Source organism: Thioalkalivibrio sp. ALE11, assembly GCF_000381205.1.
GTDB lineage: Bacteria > Pseudomonadota > Gammaproteobacteria > Ectothiorhodospirales > Ectothiorhodospiraceae > Thioalkalivibrio.
In genome coordinates, this window is record NZ_KB906173.1 from 47039 (window position 1) to 68100 (window position 21062).

17 protein-coding genes are annotated in these 21062 nt (G+C 68.7%); 3 read left to right on the forward strand and 14 right to left on the reverse strand.

Annotated features, from left to right (window positions below):
• Window position 1: 1 nt before the first annotated feature.
• The 9 genes from F620_RS0110720 to F620_RS0110760 all read right to left on the reverse strand — a co-directional run bounded on the left by F620_RS0110720 (window position 2) and on the right by F620_RS0110760 (window position 11327).
• Window positions 2-2692: a nitrate reductase gene (locus tag F620_RS0110720; protein ID WP_019021050.1), complete on the reverse strand. Its 2691-nt coding sequence runs from the start codon at window positions 2690-2692 to the stop codon at window positions 2-4.
• Window position 2693: 1 nt separating this feature from the next.
• Window positions 2694-3065 carry a nitrite reductase small subunit NirD gene (nirD, locus tag F620_RS0110725; protein WP_019021051.1) on the reverse strand — a complete coding sequence of 124 codons (372 nt, stop codon included), beginning with the start codon at window positions 3063-3065 and terminating at the stop codon, window positions 2694-2696.
• Entirely contained in the window at window positions 3062-5542 is a 2481-nt protein-coding gene (gene nirB / locus F620_RS0110730) for a nitrite reductase large subunit NirB (RefSeq protein WP_019021052.1), read from the reverse strand. Before nirB ends, nirD begins: the two co-directional genes overlap by 4 nt.
• Window positions 5542-6339, reverse strand: coding sequence for an ABC transporter ATP-binding protein (locus F620_RS0110735; protein ID WP_019021053.1), 798 nt, complete (start codon window positions 6337-6339; stop codon window positions 5542-5544). Before F620_RS0110735 ends, nirB begins: the two co-directional genes overlap by 1 nt.
• Before the next feature lie 10 nt (window positions 6340-6349).
• Window positions 6350-7297 (reverse strand): nitrate ABC transporter permease, encoded by a 948-nt coding sequence (ntrB, locus tag F620_RS0110740; protein ID WP_019570561.1) that lies wholly within the window; start codon window positions 7295-7297, stop codon window positions 6350-6352.
• 12 nt (window positions 7298-7309) lie between these two features.
• Window positions 7310-8728 carry a CmpA/NrtA family ABC transporter substrate-binding protein gene (locus F620_RS0110745; RefSeq protein WP_019021055.1) on the reverse strand — a complete coding sequence of 473 codons (1419 nt, stop codon included), beginning with the start codon at window positions 8726-8728 and terminating at the stop codon, window positions 7310-7312.
• A gap of 468 nt (window positions 8729-9196) precedes the next feature.
• On the reverse strand, window positions 9197-10510 hold the full coding sequence (locus F620_RS0110750; RefSeq protein ID WP_019570562.1) for a nitrate regulatory protein: 1314 nt from the start codon (window positions 10508-10510) through the stop codon (window positions 9197-9199).
• A gap of 127 nt (window positions 10511-10637) precedes the next feature.
• Window positions 10638-10994 carry a DsrE family protein gene (locus F620_RS0110755; protein ID WP_017941855.1) on the reverse strand — a complete coding sequence of 119 codons (357 nt, stop codon included), beginning with the start codon at window positions 10992-10994 and terminating at the stop codon, window positions 10638-10640.
• Window positions 10995-11084: 90 nt separating this feature from the next.
• Window positions 11085-11327 (reverse strand): hypothetical protein, encoded by a 243-nt coding sequence (locus tag F620_RS0110760; protein ID WP_019590155.1) that lies wholly within the window; start codon window positions 11325-11327, stop codon window positions 11085-11087.
• A 303-nt stretch (window positions 11328-11630) separates the two neighbouring features.
• On the opposite strand from F620_RS0110760, the gene F620_RS0110765 reads away from it, so the two are divergent.
• The gene (locus tag F620_RS0110765) at window positions 11631-12188 is read left to right on the forward strand and encodes a TMEM165/GDT1 family protein (protein ID WP_018876967.1); all 558 of its coding nucleotides are present in this window, start codon (window positions 11631-11633) and stop codon (window positions 12186-12188) included.
• Here the strand turns inward: F620_RS0110765 and F620_RS0110770 are convergent.
• The 5 genes from F620_RS0110770 to F620_RS0110790 all read right to left on the reverse strand — a co-directional run bounded on the left by F620_RS0110770 (window position 12123) and on the right by F620_RS0110790 (window position 18795).
• Window positions 12123-12899, reverse strand: coding sequence for a TVP38/TMEM64 family protein (locus tag F620_RS0110770; RefSeq protein ID WP_019021057.1), 777 nt, complete (start codon window positions 12897-12899; stop codon window positions 12123-12125). The genes F620_RS0110765 and F620_RS0110770 overlap by 66 nt on opposite strands.
• 5 nt (window positions 12900-12904) lie before the next feature.
• Window positions 12905-14311, reverse strand: coding sequence for a replication-associated recombination protein A (locus tag F620_RS0110775; protein ID WP_019570564.1), 1407 nt, complete (start codon window positions 14309-14311; stop codon window positions 12905-12907).
• Window positions 14312-14340: 29 nt separating this feature from the next.
• Entirely contained in the window at window positions 14341-14964 is a 624-nt protein-coding gene (lolA, locus tag F620_RS0110780; protein WP_019570565.1) for an outer membrane lipoprotein chaperone LolA, read from the reverse strand.
• A 128-nt stretch (window positions 14965-15092) separates the two neighbouring features.
• Window positions 15093-17474, reverse strand: coding sequence for a DNA translocase FtsK (locus F620_RS0110785; protein WP_019570566.1), 2382 nt, complete (start codon window positions 17472-17474; stop codon window positions 15093-15095).
• 55 nt (window positions 17475-17529) lie between these two features.
• Complete coding sequence (locus tag F620_RS0110790) at window positions 17530-18795, reverse strand: methyltransferase domain-containing protein (RefSeq protein WP_019570567.1); 1266 nt, start codon at window positions 18793-18795, stop codon at window positions 17530-17532.
• A gap of 69 nt (window positions 18796-18864) precedes the next feature.
• On the opposite strand from F620_RS0110790, the gene F620_RS0110795 reads away from it, so the two are divergent.
• Entirely contained in the window at window positions 18865-19587 is a 723-nt protein-coding gene (locus F620_RS0110795; RefSeq protein WP_019570568.1) for a hypothetical protein, read from the forward strand.
• Between the two features lie 41 nt (window positions 19588-19628).
• Window positions 19629-21026 carry an MBL fold metallo-hydrolase RNA specificity domain-containing protein gene (locus tag F620_RS0110800; protein ID WP_019570569.1) on the forward strand — a complete coding sequence of 466 codons (1398 nt, stop codon included), beginning with the start codon at window positions 19629-19631 and terminating at the stop codon, window positions 21024-21026.
• Window positions 21027-21062 lie beyond the last annotated feature (36 nt).

Sequence of the window (21062 nt, forward strand, 5' to 3'; positions counted from 1 at the left end):
CTTATCCCTCCCGCGCCACGGGGTCCGTGGGCGCCTCGGCTTCTTCATTCAACAGGGTCTGGATCTCGGGGCTACAGGAGCCGCAGTTGGTCCCGGCCTCGAGGGCCGCACCGACGGCCTCGCAGGTGGCCAGCCCCTGCTCGCGGATCGCGGCCCGGATACGCGTCTCGTCCACGCCGAAGCAGGCGCAGACCATGCGTCCGCGCGCGGCCTGGCCGTTCGGCGGTCGCCCGGTCAGGAGCGCCATGCGCTCGGTATCGCTGATCGTCTCGGCCGCGAACAGGCCGGCCAGCCACTCGCGCTCGGGCAAGCCCCGGTCGGGGCCCGCGAACAGCACGCAGGCGAGCCGGCCCTCGTGAATCCGCGCGGCGCGATAGCGTCCCCCGGCGGGGTCGGCGAACTCCAGCCATTCCCCCGGCCCGTCCAGGCGCTCGCGCCACGCATCCATCGTGGGCGGTGCGCCCCGCCCGGCCAGTTCGGTGCGCAGGTGTCGGGGACCGCGGGCGGTGACCGCATAGTCCGCCTCCGGCGCGGCGATCGGCTCGCGGCTCAGCACGAAGCCGTGCCAGTCCAGCGTCGCCGGGCGGGCGGCCACGGCCGTATGCTTGAACGCTGGCTGCCCGGAGACCGGGTCGACATGCGCGGGCACCAGCGCATCGACTCGGGCGAGCCGCGCGATCGGCCGGCTCCAGTGCATGGGCACGAACACGCTGCCCGGGCGCTGCTCGCGGCTCACCTGCACCCGCGCGAGCAGACGACCGTGGCGACTGGTCACCTCGGCGAGATCGCCGGCCTGGACCCGGAACAGTCCGGCATCCACCGGATGGATCTCGACGAACGGTTCCGGCTGATGCGCACTCAGGCGCGGGGTGCGTGCGGTCCGGGTCATGCTGTGCCACTGGTCGCGGATGCGGCCGGTGTTCAGGCGCAGCGGATACTCGGCATCGACTGGGTCGGTCGGAGTCTGGGGGGTCACGGCCGCGAGCTGCGCGCGGCCGCTGGCGGTAAAGAAACGGCCATCGGCATAGAGGTGTTCGGCGCCCGTCCGACTCCCCGCCGGCAGCGGCCACTGCACCGGCTCCAGGGCGTCGTACTCGGCGTCGGACAGCCCGGCCAGCGCGCCGATGTCGAAGTCGCGCGTGCCGTGGTTCTCGAAGGCGGACAGCGCCGCATGCTCGCGGAAGACCTCGCCCGGGCGGGTATAGGGAAAGGCGTCGGCGAAACCCAGGCGCTGCGCGACCCGGGCCAGCGCCCACCAGTCGTGGCGGGCCTCGCCCGGGGGCGCCCGGAACGGGCGCTGGCGCGAGATGCGGCGCTCGGAGTTGGTTACCGTGCCGTCCTTCTCGCCCCAGGTGGTCGCCGGCAGCAGGACGTCGGCTACCCGCGTGGTCTCGGTCTCGCGCACGCAGTCGGAGACCACGACCAGCGGGCATGCGGCCAGGGCCTGCTCGAAGCGCGCGGCCTCGGGCAGGCTGAACAGCGGATTGGTGCCGATGATCCAGACCGCCTTCACCTGCCCCGACTCGACCGCGCGGAACAGGTCCAGCGCCTTCAGCCCCGGCTGGCGCGCGAGGTTCGGTGCGCCCCAGAAACGTCCGACCCGGTCCAGGGCCGCGTCGTCGAAGCCCATGTGGGCTGCCAGCTGGCTGGCCAGTCCGCCGACCTCGCGCCCGCCCATCGCGTTCGGCTGGCCCGTCAGCGAGAACGGGCCCATGCCCGCGCGCCCGATACGGCCGGTGGCCAGGTGCACATTGAGGATCGTCCCGGCCTTGTCCACGCCGCTGTCGGACTGGTTGATGCCCTGGCAGAAGGCGGTCACGGTGCGTTCGGTACGGGCAAACCACTGGAAGAACGTTGCCACCGCCTCCGGCTCCAGTTCGCAGGCCTCGGCGGTCGCGGCGATCGACGGGCTGGAGGCCCGCGCGGCCGCCAGGGCGTCGGCGAAGCCGTCGACATGCCGCTCCAGGAAGCCAGGGTCCAGCGCATCCTCCCGGCGCAGATGGTCCAGCAGGCCGTTGAACAGCCAGGCATCCGTACCCGGCGCCAGCGGCAGGTGCAGGTCGGCCGCCTGGGCGGTGGCCGTACGCCGCGGGTCGATCACCACCAGCTTCATCTCCGGGCGCGCCGCGCGGGCGGCCTGCAGGCGCTGGAACAGGACCGGGTGGGCCCAGGCCATGTTGGAGCCCGTCACCACGACCAGATCGGCCTGCTCGAGGTCGGTATAGCTCCCCGGCACGCCATCCACCCCGAAGGCGCGGGTATGGGCGGCCACGGCGGTGGACATGCAGAGCCGGGAGTTGGTATCGATATTGGCCAAACCGATGAAGCCCTTCATCAGCTTGTTGGCGACGTAGTAGTCCTCGGTCAGGATCTGCCCGGAGACGTACAGGGCGACCGCATCCGGCCCGTGTGCCGCGATGGTCTCGCGAAAGCCGTTCGCCACATGATCCAGCGCGGTCTCCCAGTCGACACGCCGCCCGCCGATCTCCGGGTGCAGCAGCCGGCCCTCGTCGTCGAGGGTCTCGGCCAGTGCCGCGCCCTTGGAGCACAGGCGACCGGCATTCGCCGGATGGGCGGGGTCGCCGCGCACCGCGACCGGAAACTCGCCTTCCGGCGTCGCGGTCACCTCCACGCCGCAGCCCACCCCGCAATAGGGGCAGGTCGTACGGGTGACCGACTGTTCCGCAGCCATCTCAGCCCGCCTCGCGGCAGGCGGACGGCACCGCCGCGGAATCGTCCGCAGCGTTGGCCGTGGCGCCGGAGAGGTCCAGCCACACCTGACCGTCGGTCACCCGGATCGGGAAGGCATGGGTGCACCCACTGTCCGCCCCGGTGGCCTCGCCGGACTGCAGGTCGATCACCCAGTTGTGCAGCGGGCAGGTCACGCGCTCGCCGTGGACGATGCCCTGCGACAGTGGCCCGCCCTTGTGCGGGCACTGGTCGCGCAGGGCAAACACGCGGTCATCCGCAGTGCGGAACACGGCGATGTCGCCGTTCGGGCCCGCCACCACGCGTGCACCCAGCGGCGGGATGTCCTCGAGCGGACAGATCGCAAGCCAGCTCATGCCGACACCCCCTGGCGCGGGGCCGCGTCCACCGGCTTGATCGGGATGAACTCGTGCGCCGCATGCCCGGCGGCGCGTTCGGCCCAGGGGTCCACCTGCGCCACCTCCTGCGACTCCAGGAAGCGGGCGTACAGCGCCGCGCGGTTCTCGGCGTCGTCCACCAGGCGTTCCTTCACCCGGGTCAGGCCGACGCGCTCGATCCACGGGGCGGTGCGCTCCAGGTAGCGCGCATCTTCGCGGTAGAACTGCATGAAGGCCCCGGCGTATTCGAGCACCTCGACCTCGGTCTCCACCTTGCAGAGGAAGTCGGTGGCGCGCACCTTCACCCCGCCGTTGCCGCCCACGTGCAGCTCGTAGCCCGAGTCCACGCAGACCACGCCCAGGTCCTTGATCGTGGCCTCGGCGCAGTTACGCGGACAGCCGGAGACCGCCATCTTGAACTTGTGTGGCGTCCAGGAGCCCCAGGTCATCCGCTCCAGCTGGATGCCGAGTCCGGTCGAGTCCTGGGTGCCGAAGCGGCACCACTCGGAGCCAACACAGGTCTTCACCGTGCGCAGGGCCTTGCCGTAGGCATGGCCGGAGACAAACCCGGCGGCGCCGAGATCGCGCCACATCGCCGGCAGGTCGGCCTTCTGCACCCCCAGCAGGTCGATGCGCTGGCCGCCGGTGAACTTGACCGTGGGCACCTGGTAGCGCTCGGCCACCTCGGCAATCGCGCGCAGCTCGGCCGGCGTGGTCACTCCGCCCCAGATGCGCGGCACGACGGAATACGTTCCGTCCTTCTGGATGTTGCCGTGCGCGCGCTCGTTGATGAAGCGCGACTGGGCGTCGTCCTGGTAGTCCTTCGGCCAGGCCGCCAGCAGGTAGTAGTTGAGCGCCGGACGGCAGACATGGCAGCCGTTCGGGGTCTTCCAGTCGAGGGCCTCGAACACCGCGTCCATGGTCTTCAGGCCGTCGCGGGCAATGGCCGCGCGCACCTCGTCGTGGCTGTGGTCGGTGCAGGCGCAGACCGGCTTTTTCGCCGGGGCGTCGGAGTAGTCTCCACCCAGCGTGGTGGCGAGCACGGACTCCACCAGCCCGGTGCAGGACCCACAGGAGTTCGACGCCTTGGTGTGGGCGCGCACGTCCTCCAGCGTGAACAGCTTGTGCTCGCTGATTGCCTGGACGATCTCGCCCTTGCACACGCCGTTGCAGCCGCAGATCTCGGCCTCGTCGGGCATGGCCGCGACCCGCGAGGCCTCGTCGCCGTGGCCGGAGTCGCCGATATGCGCCTGGCCGAACAGCAGGTTCTCGCGGATGTCGGCCACTGGCGTGGCGTCGCGCATCAGCTGGAAGTACCAGGAGCCGTCCAGGGTATCGCCGTACAGCACGACCCCCTGGATGCGGTTGTCCTTCAGCACCAGGCGCTTGTAGACGCCGCGCGCGGCATCCTTGAACACCAGGTCCTCGGTGGTCTCGTCACCGGTGAAGTCGCCGGCGGAGAACAGGTCGATCCCGGTCACCTTCAGCTTGGTGGAGGTCATCGAGCCCTCGTAGCGCCCGATACCGTACTCGGCCAGGTGGTTGGCGCAGACCTTTGCCTGTTCCCACAAGGGCGCGACCAGGCCATAGGTGGCGCCGCGGTGCTGCACGCACTCGCCGACCGCGTAGATCGACGGGTCATAGGTCTGCATGGTGTCGTTCACCACCACGCCGCGCTCGCAGTGCAGCCCGGCGGACGCGGCCAGCGCCGTGTTCGGGCGGATGCCGACCGCCATCACCACCAGATCCGCCTCGACCTCGCTGCCGTCGGTGAAGCGCACACCGGTGACGCGGCCCTCGCCCAGGATCGTCTCGGTCTGATGCGCCATGCGAAAACGCATGCCGCGCTCCTCCAGCGAGCCGCGCAGCATCCCGGCGGCCTCGGCATCCAGCTGGCGCTCCATCAGGTGCTCCATCAGGTGCACCACGGTGACCTCCATGCCCTGGCGCATCAGGCCGTTGGCGGCCTCCAGGCCCAGCAGGCCGCCGCCGATCACCACCGCATGCTTGTGTGCGCGGCTGGCCGCGAGCATCGCGTCCACGTCGTGGATGTCGCGGAAAGCGACCACGCCCTCCAGTTCATGCCCCGGCACCGGGATCATCACCGGGTCGGAGCCGGTCGCCAGCAGCAGGCGGTCATAGGGCGCCTCGGTGCCGTCCTCGGCGATCACCCGCCGGTTCACGCGGTCGATCCGTTCGATGCGTCGGCCCTTGTGCAGGGTGATGCCGCGCTCGGCATACCAGGCATCGTCGTTCAGCATGATCTCGTCGACGGTCTTCTCCGAGGCCAGCACCGGCGAGAGCATGATGCGGTTGTAGTTGCCCCAGGGCTCGGCACCGAACACGGTGATGTCGTACATGTCCGGCTTGAGCTTCAGCAGCTCCTCGACCGTGCGCATCCCGGCCATGCCGTTGCCGATCAGGACCAGCCGCGGCTTGTCGTTCGCGGTATCCATCACGCGGCCTCCGACTCGGGATTCTTGTGACGCTCGTGGAGGAAGCGCAGCACCTCGGCCCGGTAGTGGTTGTACTGCGCGTTGTCGGCCATCACCAGGCGCTCGCGCGGCTTTGGCAGGTCGATCTCCAGGATCTCGCCGATGGTCGCGGCCGGGCCGTTGGTCATCATCACGATGCGGTCGGACAGCAGCACCGCCTCGTCCACGTCGTGGGTGACCATCAGCACGGTGTTGCCCAGATCCGACCGCAGCTTCATGACCTCGTCCTGCAGATGTGCCCGGGTCAGCGCATCCAGCGCGCCGAACGGTTCATCCATCAGCAGGACCTTGGGCTCCATCGCCAGCGCCCGGGCGATCCCGACGCGCTGCTTCATACCCCCGGAGATCTCACCGGGGTACTGATCCTTCGCGTGGGTCATGTGGACACGTTCGAGATTCTCCAGCGTCCAGGCGTCGCGCTCGGCCTGGGGAGCTCCGCGGCGCACTTTGTCAACGGCCAGACGGACATTCTCGTACACCGTCATCCAGGGCAGCAGGGAGTGGTTCTGGAACACCACGGCACGCTCTGGCCCGGGTTCCACTACCTCGCGCTCTTCCAGAAGAACGCCCCCAGTGGTTGCGCGCAGCAGCCCAGCCACGATGTTCAGAACGGTGGACTTGCCACAGCCGGAATGCCCGATGATGGATACGAATTCGCCTTTCTGGACCTTCAGATTCACGTTGTTCAGCACGTTGAGCGGCCCGCGTGGAGTCGCAAACGTCATGTCCAGATAATCGAGATTGAGATAGTGACTCATGTGTTTCTCCTTACGCGGGCGCGTAGTCGAAGCGTTTCTTGATCAGGCCCACCCCAGCGTCCAGGGCGATGCCCACAAGACCGATCACGAAGATCGACACGATGATCGAAGCGACATTGAGGTTGTTCCATTCGTCCCAGATAAAGAATCCGATGCCGACCCCGCCGGTGAGCATCTCGGCCGCCACGATCACCATCCAGGCAATCCCCAGCGCCAACCGCATGCCGGTGAGGATGTAGGGCATGGTTGCGGGGATCAGGATCTTGCGCGCCGCCTCCAGGCGCCCGAGACGGAGCACCTGGGATACGTTGGTGTAGTCACGCGGGATGGCCTGGACCCCGGCCGCGGTATTGATGAGGATCGGCCAGATGCTGGTGATGAAGATCACGAAGATCGCGGAGGGATTGACCGCCTGGAACACCAGCAGACCGAGCGGCAGCCAGGCCAGCGGGGACACGGGACGCAACAGCTGCACGACCGGGCTAATGGCGCGGCGCATCGAGAGCGAAGCGCCCATCATCAAGCCCAGCGGAATGCCGACCAGTGCTGCCAGGCCGAAGCCCGCCAGGACGCGGCCAAGGGAATACATCACCTGCCAGCCGATCCCCATGTCGTTCGGACCGTAGTCGTAGAACGGATCGCTTAGCAGGTAGACGGCCTCGGCCCACACTTGCCCGGGCGTCGGGAGGTCCGGCGAGACCGTCGACTGCAGCCAGGCCCAGCCCCCCAGCAGCAATCCGAACGCAATCAGCGGGAGTGCCAGCACAGGAATCCAGCGCTGGAACATATCCGCCATCACCTCGAATCGGTCATCGTGTGCCGATTCGATCGCCCCGGCGGTGTCGTTGCGTTCCGCCGGTTTGGTTTCCCGGCCAGCGGCGGCCTCCGTTCGACCTTCGGCGTCCTTGTCGTTCTCGCGTTCAACCGCCAGTTGCATATCGGCGTAATTGGTGGACATGGTGGGCCTCCCTCAGCCGTTGACGTCGGCGAGGTCATCGAGGGCGACCTTGCGACTGTGTACATCGAAACCGTCGACATAGCCGACAAGGTCATCCGGGTCATAGGCGCGGTTATCAATGAACCGGTCAGGGCCCATCTCGATCGGCGAGGAGGCCGCCTCCAGGGTCCAGTGTTCATTGCGTGTGCCTTCCGTCTTCCAGTCGATCTCGGGATAGGCGACGCCCACTTCTGCAGCCGCTTGCCGATACAGTTCGGGGCGATAGACCTTTTCGGCCACCGCACGCATATCCACAGGCTCTTCCAGCTGCCCCCAACGAACCATCTGCGTGACAAACCAGGCCGCATGCGAGCGCCACGGAAAGCTGGCCGCGTAACGGTGGAACACATTGAAGTCCGGGAAGGGTTCGGGGTCTCCGTCCGGATTGAACTGGAGCGTCCCCGTCATCGACATGGCCACTACGTGTTCAGGGGCGTTGACAAAACGGCGGCCCGAAATGATGCGCACCACTTCTTCGCGATTCTCGGGCTTGTCCATCCACTCGTTGGCCTCGATCAAGGCCCGCAACGCTGCCTGGTGCGTATTCGGGTGTTCTTCCGCCCAGCTCTCCAGTACGCCAAACACCTTCTCCGGATTGTTGTTCCATATCTCGTAGTTGGTGACCAGGGTCTTGCCGATACCCATGTCCACCGCACGCATGTTCCAGGGCTCGCCGACGCAGTAGCCATCCATGTTGCCCGCGCGCAGGTTGGCCACCATCTGGGGTGGCGGGATCACAACCAGGCGGACATCCCGATCCGGGTTGATCCCGGAAGCGGCCATCCAGTAGCGCAGTTCATAGTTATGCGTGGATACGGGGAAAACCATGGCGAAGGTCATCGGGGCACGGCCCGCTGCCTGGTCGGCATCGATGACCTTCTTCAGGGCGCGCGCGGAAATCGGCCGTTCGTTCATAGCCTCCGGATCGGCCTCGACCATCCGGTCGTAGAGCTCGTTGGAAACGGTAATCGCGTTGCCGTTGAGGTCCATGCTGAACCCCGTGATGGTGTTGCGCTGGGTAGCACCCACGCCCAGCGTCGCGGCGATCGGCATCCCCGCCAGCATGTGCCCGCCATCCAGGCTCCCAACGGAGACCTTGTCGCGAATATTGGCCCAGGAAGCCTCCTTGGCCACATGGACGTCGAGCCCGTGGCGAGCGAAATATCCCTTCTCCTGGGCGACTACGAGCGGAGCACAATCCGTCAAGGGGATAAATCCGAACTCGAGCTTGGTCTTTTCCAGCCCTTCGGATCCCCCGGCATAGGCCGCCGACCGGAAAAAATCCGGATGCATCCCCAAGGCGGCGCCCCCTGCCAGAACGCCGCCGGCCTGAAGGAAACGCCGGCGCGACAGGCCGGAGGTCTTTTTCGTGTCATTCGTGTGATCGGTCATTGCGGGTTCACTCCCCTTGTCAGCAAACACATCCCAAAAACGAAAAAAGGCGTCCTATCAGCCCGGCCGCGTTTGCAGCCGGGTGATGGACGCCTTTGTCCAGTCCCGTGGGAGGCCCGGTCGTCGGGTCTCCCTGTTGTCAGGCGACGAACCGCCGTTGGCTCGTCTTGCCGGTATTCCTGCAGGAGGTGTGCCAATTAGCCGTTGCTGATCGACCGATAGGGCGCAAAGCCTATCCTGACGCGGAAAAATCGGACGGTTCCCGGTACTCAATCGAATCTTCGCAGGGGAATATCACTCGCAAGCGGCACCACCCTGGGGCACACCGGCGGTGCAGATGAACCGCGCTGGTGCACTACCTGTAGGAGCCGCCTTGGCGGCGAAGCCCCTGCCAGTCGCGGACACTGGTAGGTGCTTCGCGGGCAAGCCCGCTCCCACAGGGCCGGCATCCGTTTCCCGGGGAGTTAGCTACAGGCCGCCCTTGCCCAGCAGGTCGGACATCGCGACGGTCGCCTCGGCGACCTCGGCCAGGCGCCGGTTCTGGTTCATCGCCGTCTGGCGCAGGAGCTTGTAGGCCTGGTCCTCGCTGAGGCCGCGGTGCTGGATCAGCAGCGCCTTGGCACGCTCGATGGTCTTGCGCTCGGCCAGGGCCTGGCGTGCCGCATGCAGTTCATCCTCCACCGACTGCAGCCGGGCCGCCTGGCGCTGCACCAAGTCCATCACCGAGTGTCCGACGATCGGTACGTTGAGTGCGGCATCGCCCTCCTCCTGCGCGGGCTCCAGGCCCTCCGGCGCGCCGAAGAACACCGCATACGGGACGCTGTCGCGCAGTTCCGACTCGGCGAGTTGCGCGACCCGGTCACGCACCGCGCCGAGGTCCGCGCGATCCGCCGTGATGCGTGCCGAGCAGCACTCGTTCAGGTGCATCTCCAGCAGATCCTCGATCTCCTTCATCGCGTCGATGCGCGCGGTGGTACAGGCAAACCATTCCTCGGCCCGGGCGGGGTCGTGGTGCCCTGAGGCCTCGGTACAGGCCCGGCGGCGCAGACGCTCGATGTCGGCGGCGAAGGCCGCCGTCTGCAGCTCGCGCCAGGCGGCACAGGCCGCCGGTGCCGCGAACTCGGAGAAGATGCGGAACGCCCGTTCCTGGGCATCGATCCGATGGACCAGCGCCTGGCGCAGTTCGGGCTCGAAGTTCGCGGCGCCAAACCCGGCGGCCCCGATCGCGCGCTCCTGCCCTGCCAGTTCCTTGCCCTGCATGAAGTTCAGCAGGGCCACCAGGGCCCGCGAGACCTCGGGATCGGTCGCCGAATCCGCAGCCTCGAACACCAGGGCCATCAGGGCGCGAATCAGCTCGCTGAAGCCGCGGGTCGAGTCCATCGGGCTCAGGGTCAGCTCCAGGACCTCCTCGCGCAGGCTGCCCAGGCCGGACAGGCCATGCAGCGCCAGCGCCATGCGCCCCAGCAGCCGACTGCGGCCATGGGCGCAGGCGTCCGGGGCCAGCCAGCCATCCAGGTGCTCGCGGAACGCGGCCGCGGCGGCGTCCGATTCGGCCCGGTACTGCTCCAGTTCGCGGGTATAGCGCTGGCCGCCGGACCCGATCCAGAGGCTGGAGGCCCCGCGCTCGCGCTGCAGGGCATGCACCAGCGCGCGGATGCCCCCGACCAGCTGCACCGCCTCCAGCAGGCGCTCCAGGCTCACCACCTCGCACTTGCGCGAGGCGACCAGGAAATCGCCAATGGACTCTTCGAGGGAAAAATTCGGGGATGTGTTCTGGGTCATGCTCGTCGTCCGTGAATCACTCCCGGAACAAACAAGCATGCGATGTGCCAGTTCGACCGACTGACAGCGGGGGTACAAACAAAAACGGGCGGGGCATCACGCCCCGCCCGCGGAACGGCACGGCCGATCAGAAGCTCATGGAGCGGTCGAACTCGGCGACGGCCTGGACGTAGTGGCCCATGCCGGCCATCTCGGCGTTCGGCAGGAAGTTGTGCTCGCCGACGTCGCGACCCTTGGCGCAGGCCTCGCAGGCCCAGAACGGAACGCCTTCACTCACCAGCGAATCCACGATGTCCTTCATTGCCGGCATGTTATGGCCGACGATCTTGTCGTACACGTTGCGGTTGGCGATGTTCACGGCCTCGCCCTGCAGCCAGACGGTCACGTCGTGGCCCTGCTGCTTGGCCACATTGGCGGCAATCATGCCAAGCGTGGCGCGGGTCGGGTCGTCGGTACCGGCGGTGACGGCAACAATAAAGCGCATGGGAGTCTCCCGGGGTTGAAAAGGTGCGAAATCGGTAGCGGCCGGCAAGCGGCGCGTCGATTTCCCACAAGCCAGGGAGAAACAATCGGCTCAGGGGGCGCCCTTCGTGGTGAGACTGTTGCGATAGAGCTTGAACGCCATCAACAGCCAGGGCACGGCATGGACGACCAGGTCGAGCACATCGAGTGGCCGGGTAAGTTCCCCGGCAAACAGCCAGCGCAGTTTCTCCGCGACATGCGGCTCGGGGATCCAGGGGGCCAGGCCGACGGTCGCAACCAGCAGTGCGAACAGCCAAAGGGGGGCCCGATCGACCCAGTAAAGGAAGCGTTTCATCGCGCGCATGCTACCCAAGCCCCGGCGGCGGCGCAGCCCGGAGCCGCGATCGTCCTTGCCCGCGCGGACCGGGATGACTAGAGTCCTGCCAGCTTCAGGGGAGTAGCGACCCGGGTGGCCTTGCCTCACCGGGGTCTGCATCAACAGATTCGATCCTCCGCCCGGAGGACCGTGGTGCAGACAGCCCCGCCGCCGATGCGGCACCGGGCCCCGCGAGACCTGTGGCATGGCGCCCCGATCCGTGGCCGGGTGGGTGGTGCGATGTCACGTGTCTTGCCCACCCACCCGGCCCGGAAGACCGTCATGGAAGCCCTGCTCGTCTCTACCGTCATCGTCGCCATCGCCGAGATGGGCGACAAGACCCAGCTCCTCGCCCTGCTCCTGATCTGCCGCTACCAGCAGACCTGGCCCATCATCTGGGGCATCGTGGTGGCCACGCTGGCCAATCACTTCCTGGCCGCGCTGGCGGGCGTGTGGATCGGCGCCAGCATCCCGGAGGACTGGCTGCGCTGGGGTCTGGGGATCGGGTTCATCGTGATGGCCGCCTGGGTACTGGTCCCGGATGGCGAGGACGAGCTGCCGGCCGCGTCGAAACACGGCGTGTTCTGGACCACCACGGTGCTGTTCTTCCTGGTCGAGATGGGCGACAAGACCCAGGTCGCCACCGGCGCGCTGGCCGCGACCTTCGACAGCCTGATCCTGGTCGTGATCGGCTCGACCATCGGCATGGTGCTCGCGAATGCCCCGGTGGTGTGGCTGGGCCAGCGCTTCGCCTGCCACCTGCCCCTGCGGCTGTTACGCGCGCTCGCCGCCCTGCTGTTCCTCGCCCTGGGCATCGGGGTCCTGCTCGCCTGGGTCTGAGGGAGACACTGAAGTCATTGGCGCCTCGGTGTGCAGTGTCTTCTGGCCCAGCCAGATGCGGCGCACCAGGCGCGGCAGCAACAGCAACAGCGCCAGCACCGCGAGCAGGGCCAGACCCAGCTGTACCCCGCTGTCGGCGCCACTGGCGATCTCCCGGGTGGCGTGCCCCAGCCAGGCATAGGCGAACAGGCTGGGGATCAGGGCGACCATGGTGGTCAGCGCGAAGACCGGCAGCGGCAGCCGGACCAGCCCCAGGGCGTAATTGGTTGGGGCGAACGGAAACACCGGCACCAGGCGGGTCAGGGCCACGACCCGCCAGCCCTCGGCCTCCACATCGGCGCGCAGCCGCGAGCTGCGCGGGCCCATGCGCGGGGCCAGCCAGGGCTGCAGCCAGGTACGCGCCAGCAGGAAGGCAATGACCGCCGCCAGGGTCGCTGCCAGCAGGCTGAGGGCGGCGCCGGTGAAGGGGCCGAACAGGGCCCCGCCCAGCAGGATCCAGAAGGTACTGGGCAGCGGGAACAGGGCCAGCAGCATGAAGGCGAGCACGAACACCAGATAGGCACCCGCACCCCAGCCCCGCAGCCAGGCCTCCACCTCGCCCAGCGGGAAGCCAAGGCTCGGCCACTCGGTGGTCAGCAGGATCCACGCCAGCGACACACCGAACAGGATCGCCGCCACCGTCAGCCACCGCTTGTGATGCCGGATGCGCAACCCGGTCAGCCCTCCCCGCCGGGGTTTCCGCCCGCGTCGCGCAGACGGTCCAGGCGCTCCGCCAGCGCGCGCTCGGTGCCGTCCCGGCGCGGGCTGTAGAAGCGCTCGTCTTCCAGACCCTCCGGCAGGTAGACCTGCCCGCGGGCGAAGCCATCGGGCTCGTCGTGATCGTAGCGGTACCCGGCCCCGAAGCCTTCCGCGCGCATCAGCTCGGTCGGCGCGTTGCGCAGATGCAGCGGCACGCCCGGGCTCCCGGTCTCGCGGATCGCCGCGCGCGCCTGGTTCAGCGCAACGTAGGCACTGTTGCTCTTGGGTGCGGCGGCCAGTTCGATCACCGCCTGCACCAGCGCCAGGTCACCTTCCGGCCGGCCCAGGCGTTCCAGGGTCTGCCAGGCCGCGAGCACCCGCGCGCCCAGCCCGACTGCGGCCAGGCCGATGTCCTCGTAGGCCATGCGCAGCAGCCGCCGGCCCAGGTAGTCCGGATCGCAGCCGGCATCCAGCATGCGGGTCAGCCAGTACACCGCCGCGTTGGGGTCGGAACCGCGCACCGACTTGTGCAGCGCGGAGATCTGATCGTAGAAGGCATCGCCCTGGCGGTCGAAGGCCAGGGACTGCGCGCCCATGACCGCGCGCAGGGCGTCTCCGGTAATCGCCCCGTCGCGGGCCAGGTCGGAGGCGGTCTCCAGCCAGTTCAGGGCACGCCGGGCATCCCCGTCCGCGGCCCGCGCCAGGCGCTGACGCTCCTCCGCATCCAGTGTCAGGCCGCGGCCGCCCAGGCCCCGCTCCGGATCCTCCAGGGCGCGCTCGATCAGGGACTCGACCGCTTCCGCCCCCACCGCCTCCATGCGATACACCCGCGCCCGCGACAGCAGCGCGCTGTTCAGCGCAAACGACGGATTCTCGGTGGTGGCCCCCACGAACGTGAGCGTGCCGTCCTCGATATGCGGCAGCAGCGCGTCCTGCTGCCCCTTGTTGAAGCGGTGGATCTCGTCGATGAACAGCAGCGTGCCGACGCCGTTGCGCCGCCGGGTCTTCGCCGCATCCACCACCGCGCGCACGTCTTTCACCCCGGCCAGCACCGCCGACAGCGTCACCAGCCGCTGGGCACCGGCCTCGGCCACCAGCCGCGCCAGCGTGGTCTTGCCACAGCCGGGCGGCCCCCACAGGATCATCGACGGGGTCTGACCGCTTTCGATCGCGCGGCGCAGCGCGGCATCCGCGCCCACCAGGTGGTCCTGCCCCACCATCTCGTCCAGCCGCGCCGGGCGCATGCGCTCGGCCAGCGGGGCGGCGGGATCCACGGTCGTTGCCGCGGCTGCGGACTGCAATGACGGGTCCGCCGGCGAGCCGGCCTCCGGGCCGCCGGCGGGATCGTCCCCGAACAGATCATTGTCGAACAGGTCGTCACTCATGCCGGGATTGTAACCCCGCCGGGAACGGGTCAGGGCCGGTAGACGTCGGCCCCGTCGGGCACCTCGAAGCGGAAGGTGTCCGGATCCAGCTCCGGGTTGCGCTCGCTGGCGCTGAAACGCACGTCGGTGACCTGCCCGAACAGGTCCTCGAACTGCATGCGCACCAGGTCGCCGTCCGGGGTCAGGTCCAGCATCATGCGCACGAAATCCGCATGCTCGTCGCGCGGCAGCAGCAGCAGCCGCAGGGCCTCGCCGTCCGGCACCGGCAGGATCATCGTGCGAAAGTGTTCCTCCAGCCGATCCGGCTGGCTGATGGCGGCGATCGGCGTGGCCTCCAGCGCGTCGCCCAGCGGGCGCACCGTGGCCTGCGCCAGATCCGGTTCGAACGTCCACAGTTCACGGCCATCCGACACCACCACCTGCGGGAACGGCTCGCGTACCTCCCAGTACAGCCGGTCGGGAAGCCCCAGATGCATCACCCCTTCGGATTCCTGCAGGGTGAAGCCGGTCTCGTCACTGACCGTCTGGGTGAACTCCGCGGAGAACGTCTCCAGGCCGGCCATGAAACGTTCCAGCGCCAGGCGGGCATCATCGGCCGCAGCCGCCGGCGCGGCGAACAGGAGCAGCAGTGCCGCCAGCAAGCCGGCGAGCATGGAAGACCCGCGCAGCGGGCCAGTGGCAAAACTCGGGGGACGCGGGTTCATGCGATCTCCGTCAGGGAAACTCGGATCAACAGATTGCGCGGCGACAGCTTAATCCGCAGTGAACGAGGCCGTGCACCTCACTCGTTCGAGCGATCGGGCACCAGCACCTCGCGATTGCCGTTGGACTGCACCGGGCTGACCAGCCCGGCGGCCTCCATGTCCTCGACCATGCGCGCGGCCCGGTTGTACCCGATCTTCAGCCGTCGCTGGACATACGAGATCGAGGCCTTGCGCGACTCGGTGACGATCTGCACCGCCTGGTCATAGAGCGGATCCGACTCCGATTCGTTCCCTTCGCCCGATTCCAGCCCCGGGATCGCCGCCGCGCCGGCCTCCGGCTCGTCGAGGATCGCCTCGTTGTAATCCGGCTCGCCAGTGGACTTGAGATACTCCACCACCTGGTGCACCTCGTTGTCGCCCACGAAGGCCCCGTGCACGCGCTCCGGCATCGCCTTGCCCGGTGGCAGGTAGAGCATGTCGCCATGCCCCAGCAGGTGCTCCGCGCCCATCTGGTCGAGGATGGTGCGCGAATCCACCCGCGACGACACCTGGAAGGCGATGCGGCTGGGGATGTTGGCCTTGATCAGGCCGGTGATCACGTCCACCGACGGCCGCTGGGTGGCCAGGATCAGGTGCAGCCCGGCCGCGCGCGCCTTCTGCGCCAGGCGCGCGATCAGCTCCTCCACCTTCTTGCCCACCACCATCATCATGTCGGCGAACTCGTCGACCACGATCACGATGAACGGCAGCGGCTCCAGCTCCGGCGCCTCGGTCTCGGTGACCGACTGCGCCGGATCGAACAGCGGGTCCTTCAGCGGCTCGCCGGCGGCGCGCGCGTCGCGCACCTTCTTGTTGAAACCGCCGATGTTGCGTACCCCCAGCGCCGACATCAGCTTGTAGCGCCGTTCCATCTCGCCGACCGCCCAGCGCAGGGCGTTGGAGGCGTCCTTCATGTCGGTGACCACCGGGCACAGCAGATGCGGGATGCCCTCGTAGACCGACAGCTCCAGCATCTTGGGGTCGATCAGGATCAGCCGCACCTCTTCCGGTGTGGCCTTGTACAGCAGCGACAGCAGCATCGCGTTGACGCCCACCGACTTGCCGGAGCCGGTGGTCCCGGCCACCAGCAGATGCGGCATCTTCGCCAGATCGGCCATCACCGGCGCGCCGCCGATGTCCTTGCCGAGGGCCATGGTCAGCGGCGACTTGCCGGCGTCGAACTTCTCCGAACGCAGGATCTCGCTGAGGGCGACGATCTCGCGGTTGTCGTTGGGGATCTCCAGGCCCACCGTGGAACGACCGGGGATCACCTCGACGATGCGCACCGCGATCACCGACAGCGAACGCGCGAGGTCGGTGGACAGCCCGGAGATGCGCGAGGCCTTGACCCCCGGAGCCGGCTGCAGTTCGAAGCGGGTGATCACCGGACCCGGCTGCACCGCGACCACCTCGACCTCCACGCCGAAGTCCTTCAGCTTGAGCTCGACCTGGCGCGACAGTGCCTGCAGCGCCTCTTCCGAATGCCCCTCGGAGGCCGCCGGGGGTTCGTCCAGCAGGCCCAGTGGCGGGATCGGATCGGCGCCCTCGCCGGCGGTGAACAGCGGCACCTGCTTTTCCTTCTCCACCCGCGGGCTGGGCGGCGGGGCCTCGACCTTCGGCTCCACCCGTTTCGGCGGGCGGTCCGCCGTGCGCTTGCGCTCCTTCTCCACGCGTTCTTCGCGCCCGGCCCGCTGCTGCCGGCCGATGCGGCGATCGCGCGCCAGCTCCAGCCGCGCCCTCGCGGCCTCCCAGCCGCGCACCAGCGCACGCCCCAGACCGTCCATCAGCGCAAACCACGACAGCCCGGTGAACAGCGTGACCCCGGCAAGGAACAGCGCCAGCAGCACCAGCGTGCCACCGACCAGCCCCAGCCCGGCGACCGCCCAGCCGCCGAACAGGTCGCCCAGGATTCCCCCGGCATGCACCGGCATGCCACCCGGCAGCAGGTGCAGGGCCGCCAGCGCCGAACCGGCGATCAGCGCCACCACCAGGGCCGCGCCGCGCACGCCGATCTCCAGGGCACTGGCCATACGCGCATCGCGCCGGTGACGGAACAGCCACCAGCCGATGCCGGCGACCGCCAGCGGGATCAGGAAGGCCAGATGGCCCAGCAGGTGAAAGGCGATGTCGGCAAACCACGCCCCGGTGGTTCCGCCCAGGTTGCGCGTCCCGTCGCCATCGCCGGTGGTGGACCAGGCGGCGTCGCCCGGGTGATAGGTCACCAGGGCCACCAGCAGGTACAGCGCCAGCATGCCGAAGATCAGCAGCGCGCCCTCGCGCAGCCCGCGCAGCAGCTGCCCGCTGAGCGTGGGCGGCGTCGACGGCGCCGCGCCCTGGCCGGACTTCGGGCCGGACTTCGACCCCGTCTTCGCGCCGGATTTCTGCCCCTTGCCTGTGGATTTGGCCTTGCTTGCGGCCATGCGCTCCCCGTCGGTGCCGGCCCGCCAGCGCGGGCATCTCGAATCAGGGTGCAGTTTACCGGTTCAGAGAGTCCCCGTGGGGACTTGTGCCCCAGACCGCAAACACCGGATCGGCATGATCCAGGCGTCCGGCGTAGGGATCGTCCGCGGGCCGCGGCAGGCCACGCAGGCTGAACGTGGCCAGGTCCGCGAACCCCGCCTCCAGAAACCGGTCCAGCACCAGCCCCATGCGCTCGAAGTCGAACAGCCGTTCCCAGACCGCAATCGCTTTGGTGGGGAAACAGCGATCCGAAAACGTCACCACGAACACGCCACCCGGCCGCAGCACCTCCTGCACCGAGGCAAAGACCGCGCCGGGCCGGGTCAGATACTCGACCGAAGCGGTACAGACCACGGCGTCCAGGCTGTCCGCCGGGAACGGCAGGCCGGGACGGGTGTTCAGGTCCTGCACCAGGGCCTGGTTCAGCAGCGGGTTCGCGGCCAGCTCTTCCCGGTTCATGCCGAGACCGACGACCGCCTCCGGTTCGGCAACCCCGTCCAGATGCGATGCCCAGCTCGCCATGAGATCAAGGACCCGTGCGCCCGGCGGCAGCAGCGCGGCGTACAGTGCCGCCACCCCGGCGCGCGCGGTGGCATCCAGATGGTGGACCATGCGCGGCCGGGCGTAGAACGCCGCGTCGTCCTCCGGATCCTCCCGCTCGCAGGCGCCGCCGCTCCAGAAATCCGTCGGCACGCCGCGCCAGCGGGCCTGCATCCCGGGCCCGCGTTCGGTCAGTCGCCCGGTCACGTCGACCGCGGCCCCCTCGCGGCTTTCGGGATGTACCCCCAGCAGCCGACCGGTCAGACGCAGCTCGCGCCCCGCGAGGGGGTGGTTCAGGTCCGCCAGCAGGCGGTCCTCTTCCAGGGCCCCCACGCGAAACAGGGTCCGGTCCCCTTTCTCGATCCCGGCATGTCCGGCGATGAACCCCCGTGGATAGAACCTTCCGGCCCGCGGCTCGACCACCCGGTGGCGCCGCAACCGCCGGTTGAAGGCCGTCGGCGACAGCTCCACGACCCCTGCGGGATCGGCCGCGGGTACCAGGGACGCCGCCGGCCATTCGCAGGCCTCGCCCGGCGAACTTCCGCTCAGGCCGGAACCATCGCCGGCGGGCCAGAGATCCCTTTCGGGGTCCAGGCGCGGGAGGTACAGGCATTCGCGATGGCGGGCCTCGGGGCTGTTCCAGTCCAGCGTCCAGCCGACATCGGCCGTCCCTCCTGCCGACAGTGCCCCGGCATCCGGGATCTCGACCATGTTCGACTCGGGTACAAACGGATCCAGCATGCCGTTCTCCTTTCGATTCCCTGCGTTATCATGCGGCGAACCGCCCGTACGCGGCCACCGGAGGGAGCCATGACCGAGCCTTTGCCCGCCCTGCTCGTCGCCGTGATCGCCGGCGATCTGGAGGAACGCGCCGTGCATATCGCCGCCGAGGAGGGTGCACCGAAGCCCTCGCTGCACGAGGGGTTCGGTATCGGCTTTCCGGAGCACATGCGCTTCTTCGGCGTGACCTACCAGGGACTGGAATCGGTGTGCATCTGGAAGACCGATCCGGCACGCGCCGAACGCATTGCCCGGCGGCTGAACCTCGAACTCGACCTGCTGCAGCCCTATAACGGCCTGGCCTTTACCCTGGAGGCCTCCGACGACACCGAGGCCCTGCTGGACATGGCCAGTGCCCGCCCACAGACCCCGGCCTCCCCCGGACACGAGCCGCCCCCACCGGCTGCCGGACTGCCGCTGTCGCTGCTGGCGGTGATGTTCCCGGACGCCGATCGCGATGCGGCGGTGGAAATCGTGCGCCGGGGCGGCGGCGCCGGGCTCACCCTGCTGGATGCGCGCAACGCCACCACCGACCACCATCCGCGCATCCTCAGCCTGCACTACGAGGGGGCCCGCACCCTGCTGCTCGCGGTACTGGAGACCGGCCACGCCGAACGCCTGCGCACCACGCTGGACACCGAACTGGGACTCGCCGCGCGCGGACGCGGCCTCGGGCTGGTGCTGCCACTGCGCGGAGTGGCCGGGCTCAAACCGGAGCAGATCGAGCGGCTGCTGGAAGACGGCGACCGCTGACCCGCTGCGACCGCCCCGCCAAAGCCGGTACACTGCGCGGCATGGCACAGCTTACCTTTCAGGGCGCCACCGGCGAGGTCACCGGTTCGCGCTATCGCATCGACACCGACCACGCCCGTTACCTGCTCGAATGCGGCATGCAGCAGGGCGGCAGCGACGCCGACGAGCACAACCGCGCCTCGCTGGCCGAGGTGGCGGCGAATACCGACGCCGTGATCCTCTCGCACGGCCATCTGGACCACTCGGGCCTGCTGCCGAAACTGGTGCGCGACGGCTACCGCGGCCCGATCTACTGCACGCCGGGGACGCTGGAACTGCTGGACATCATGCTGCGCGACTCGGCCTTCGTGATGGCGAAGGACATCGAGTGGGAGAACAAGTGGCGCGCACGCAACGACCGCGAGCTGCTGGAACCGCTCTACGACGAACAGGACGTGGAGACCACGCTCGAGCTGTGCGAACCGGTCTCTTACGGCCAGCCCCGACATCTGGAAGACGGGTCGCGCCTGACCTTCCACGACGCCGGGCACATCCTGGGTGCCGCCATCGTCGAGCTGGTGGTGCCCTCCGGCGGCCGCGAGCGGCGGCTGGTCTTCTCCGGCGACCTCGGCAATCCCGAGTCGGTGCTGATGAACGAGCCCGCACGGCCGGAGCAGGCCGACCACGTACTGCTGGAAAGCACCTACGGCGACCGCGACCACCGCCCGCTGGAAGAAACCATCGAGGAATTCGCGCAGATCCTGCAGGAGGCCTGGGACGATGGCGGCAACGTACTGATCCCCGCCTTCGCCGTGGGCCGCACGCAGGAAATCCTCTACCACCTGGGCATGCTGCACCACGCCGGACGGGTGCCGCAGCAGAAGATCTTTCTCGACAGCCCGATGGGAATCCGCGTCACCGAGCTGTACGCGCGCTGCCGCCAGTCCCTGAACTCGGAGGACCTGGAACGGCTGCATCAGGCGGCCAACGGGAACACGCGGGAATACCTCCCGCCGCTGGAGTTCACCCGCACGGTGGAAGAATCCATGGCCATCAACCGCATCTCCGGCGGCGCGATCATCATCGCCGGCGCCGGGATGTGCAACGGCGGCCGTATCCGCCACCACCTCAAATACAACCTCGAACGACGCAGCACGCATCTCGTGATCGCCGGTTTCCAGGCCGCCGGGACCCTCGGCCGCCAGCTGGTGGACGGCGCCCGCTCAGTGAAGATCCACGGCGACGACATCGCGGTGAAGGGCCATGTGCATACCCTGGGCGGGCTCTCCGCGCACGCCGGCCAGTCCCGGCTCCTCGACTGGGCCGCCGGCTTCCGCGACCGACCGGTCTTCCATCTGGTGCACGGCGAACCGGCCGCGCGCGAGGCCCTGGCGCAGGTGATGCGCGAACGCGATCTGGACGCCCGCATCCCGGACTATGGCGACACCATCGAGCTGTAGCCGCCACCCGATCCCGGGCTCGGGATCGGGCACCGG

What these genes read in the sequence shown, in the direction of transcription:
- F620_RS0110745 (WP_019021055.1), bottom strand. Translation starts at nt 8,728, where the DNA reads ATGACCGATCACACGAATGACACGAAAAAGACCTCCGGCCTGTCGCGC.
- F620_RS0110790 (WP_019570567.1), bottom strand. Translation starts at nt 18,795, where the DNA reads ATGCTGGATCCGTTTGTACCCGAGTCGAACATGGTCGAGATCCCGGAT.
- F620_RS0110775 (WP_019570564.1), bottom strand. Translation starts at nt 14,311, where the DNA reads ATGAGTGACGACCTGTTCGACAATGATCTGTTCGGGGACGATCCCGCC.
- nirB (WP_019021052.1), bottom strand. Translation starts at nt 5,542, where the DNA reads ATGGATACCGCGAACGACAAGCCGCGGCTGGTCCTGATCGGCAACGGC.
- F620_RS0110750 (WP_019570562.1), bottom strand. Translation starts at nt 10,510, where the DNA reads ATGACCCAGAACACATCCCCGAATTTTTCCCTCGAAGAGTCCATTGGC.
- nirD (WP_019021051.1), bottom strand. Translation starts at nt 3,065, where the DNA reads ATGAGCTGGCTTGCGATCTGTCCGCTCGAGGACATCCCGCCGCTGGGT.
- F620_RS0110720 (WP_019021050.1), bottom strand. Translation starts at nt 2,692, where the DNA reads ATGGCTGCGGAACAGTCGGTCACCCGTACGACCTGCCCCTATTGCGGG.
- lolA (WP_019570565.1), bottom strand. Translation starts at nt 14,964, where the DNA reads ATGCTCGCCGGCTTGCTGGCGGCACTGCTGCTCCTGTTCGCCGCGCCG.
- ntrB (WP_019570561.1), bottom strand. Translation starts at nt 7,297, where the DNA reads ATGTCCACCAATTACGCCGATATGCAACTGGCGGTTGAACGCGAGAAC.
- F620_RS0110760 (WP_019590155.1), bottom strand. Translation starts at nt 11,327, where the DNA reads ATGAAACGCTTCCTTTACTGGGTCGATCGGGCCCCCCTTTGGCTGTTC.
- F620_RS0110800 (WP_019570569.1), top strand. Translation starts at nt 19,629, where the DNA reads ATGGCACAGCTTACCTTTCAGGGCGCCACCGGCGAGGTCACCGGTTCG.
- F620_RS0110785 (WP_019570566.1), bottom strand. Translation starts at nt 17,474, where the DNA reads ATGGCCGCAAGCAAGGCCAAATCCACAGGCAAGGGGCAGAAATCCGGC.
- F620_RS0110765 (WP_018876967.1), top strand. Translation starts at nt 11,631, where the DNA reads ATGGAAGCCCTGCTCGTCTCTACCGTCATCGTCGCCATCGCCGAGATG.
- F620_RS0110735 (WP_019021053.1), bottom strand. Translation starts at nt 6,339, where the DNA reads ATGAGTCACTATCTCAATCTCGATTATCTGGACATGACGTTTGCGACT.
- F620_RS0110755 (WP_017941855.1), bottom strand. Translation starts at nt 10,994, where the DNA reads ATGCGCTTTATTGTTGCCGTCACCGCCGGTACCGACGACCCGACCCGC.
- F620_RS0110795 (WP_019570568.1), top strand. Translation starts at nt 18,865, where the DNA reads ATGACCGAGCCTTTGCCCGCCCTGCTCGTCGCCGTGATCGCCGGCGAT.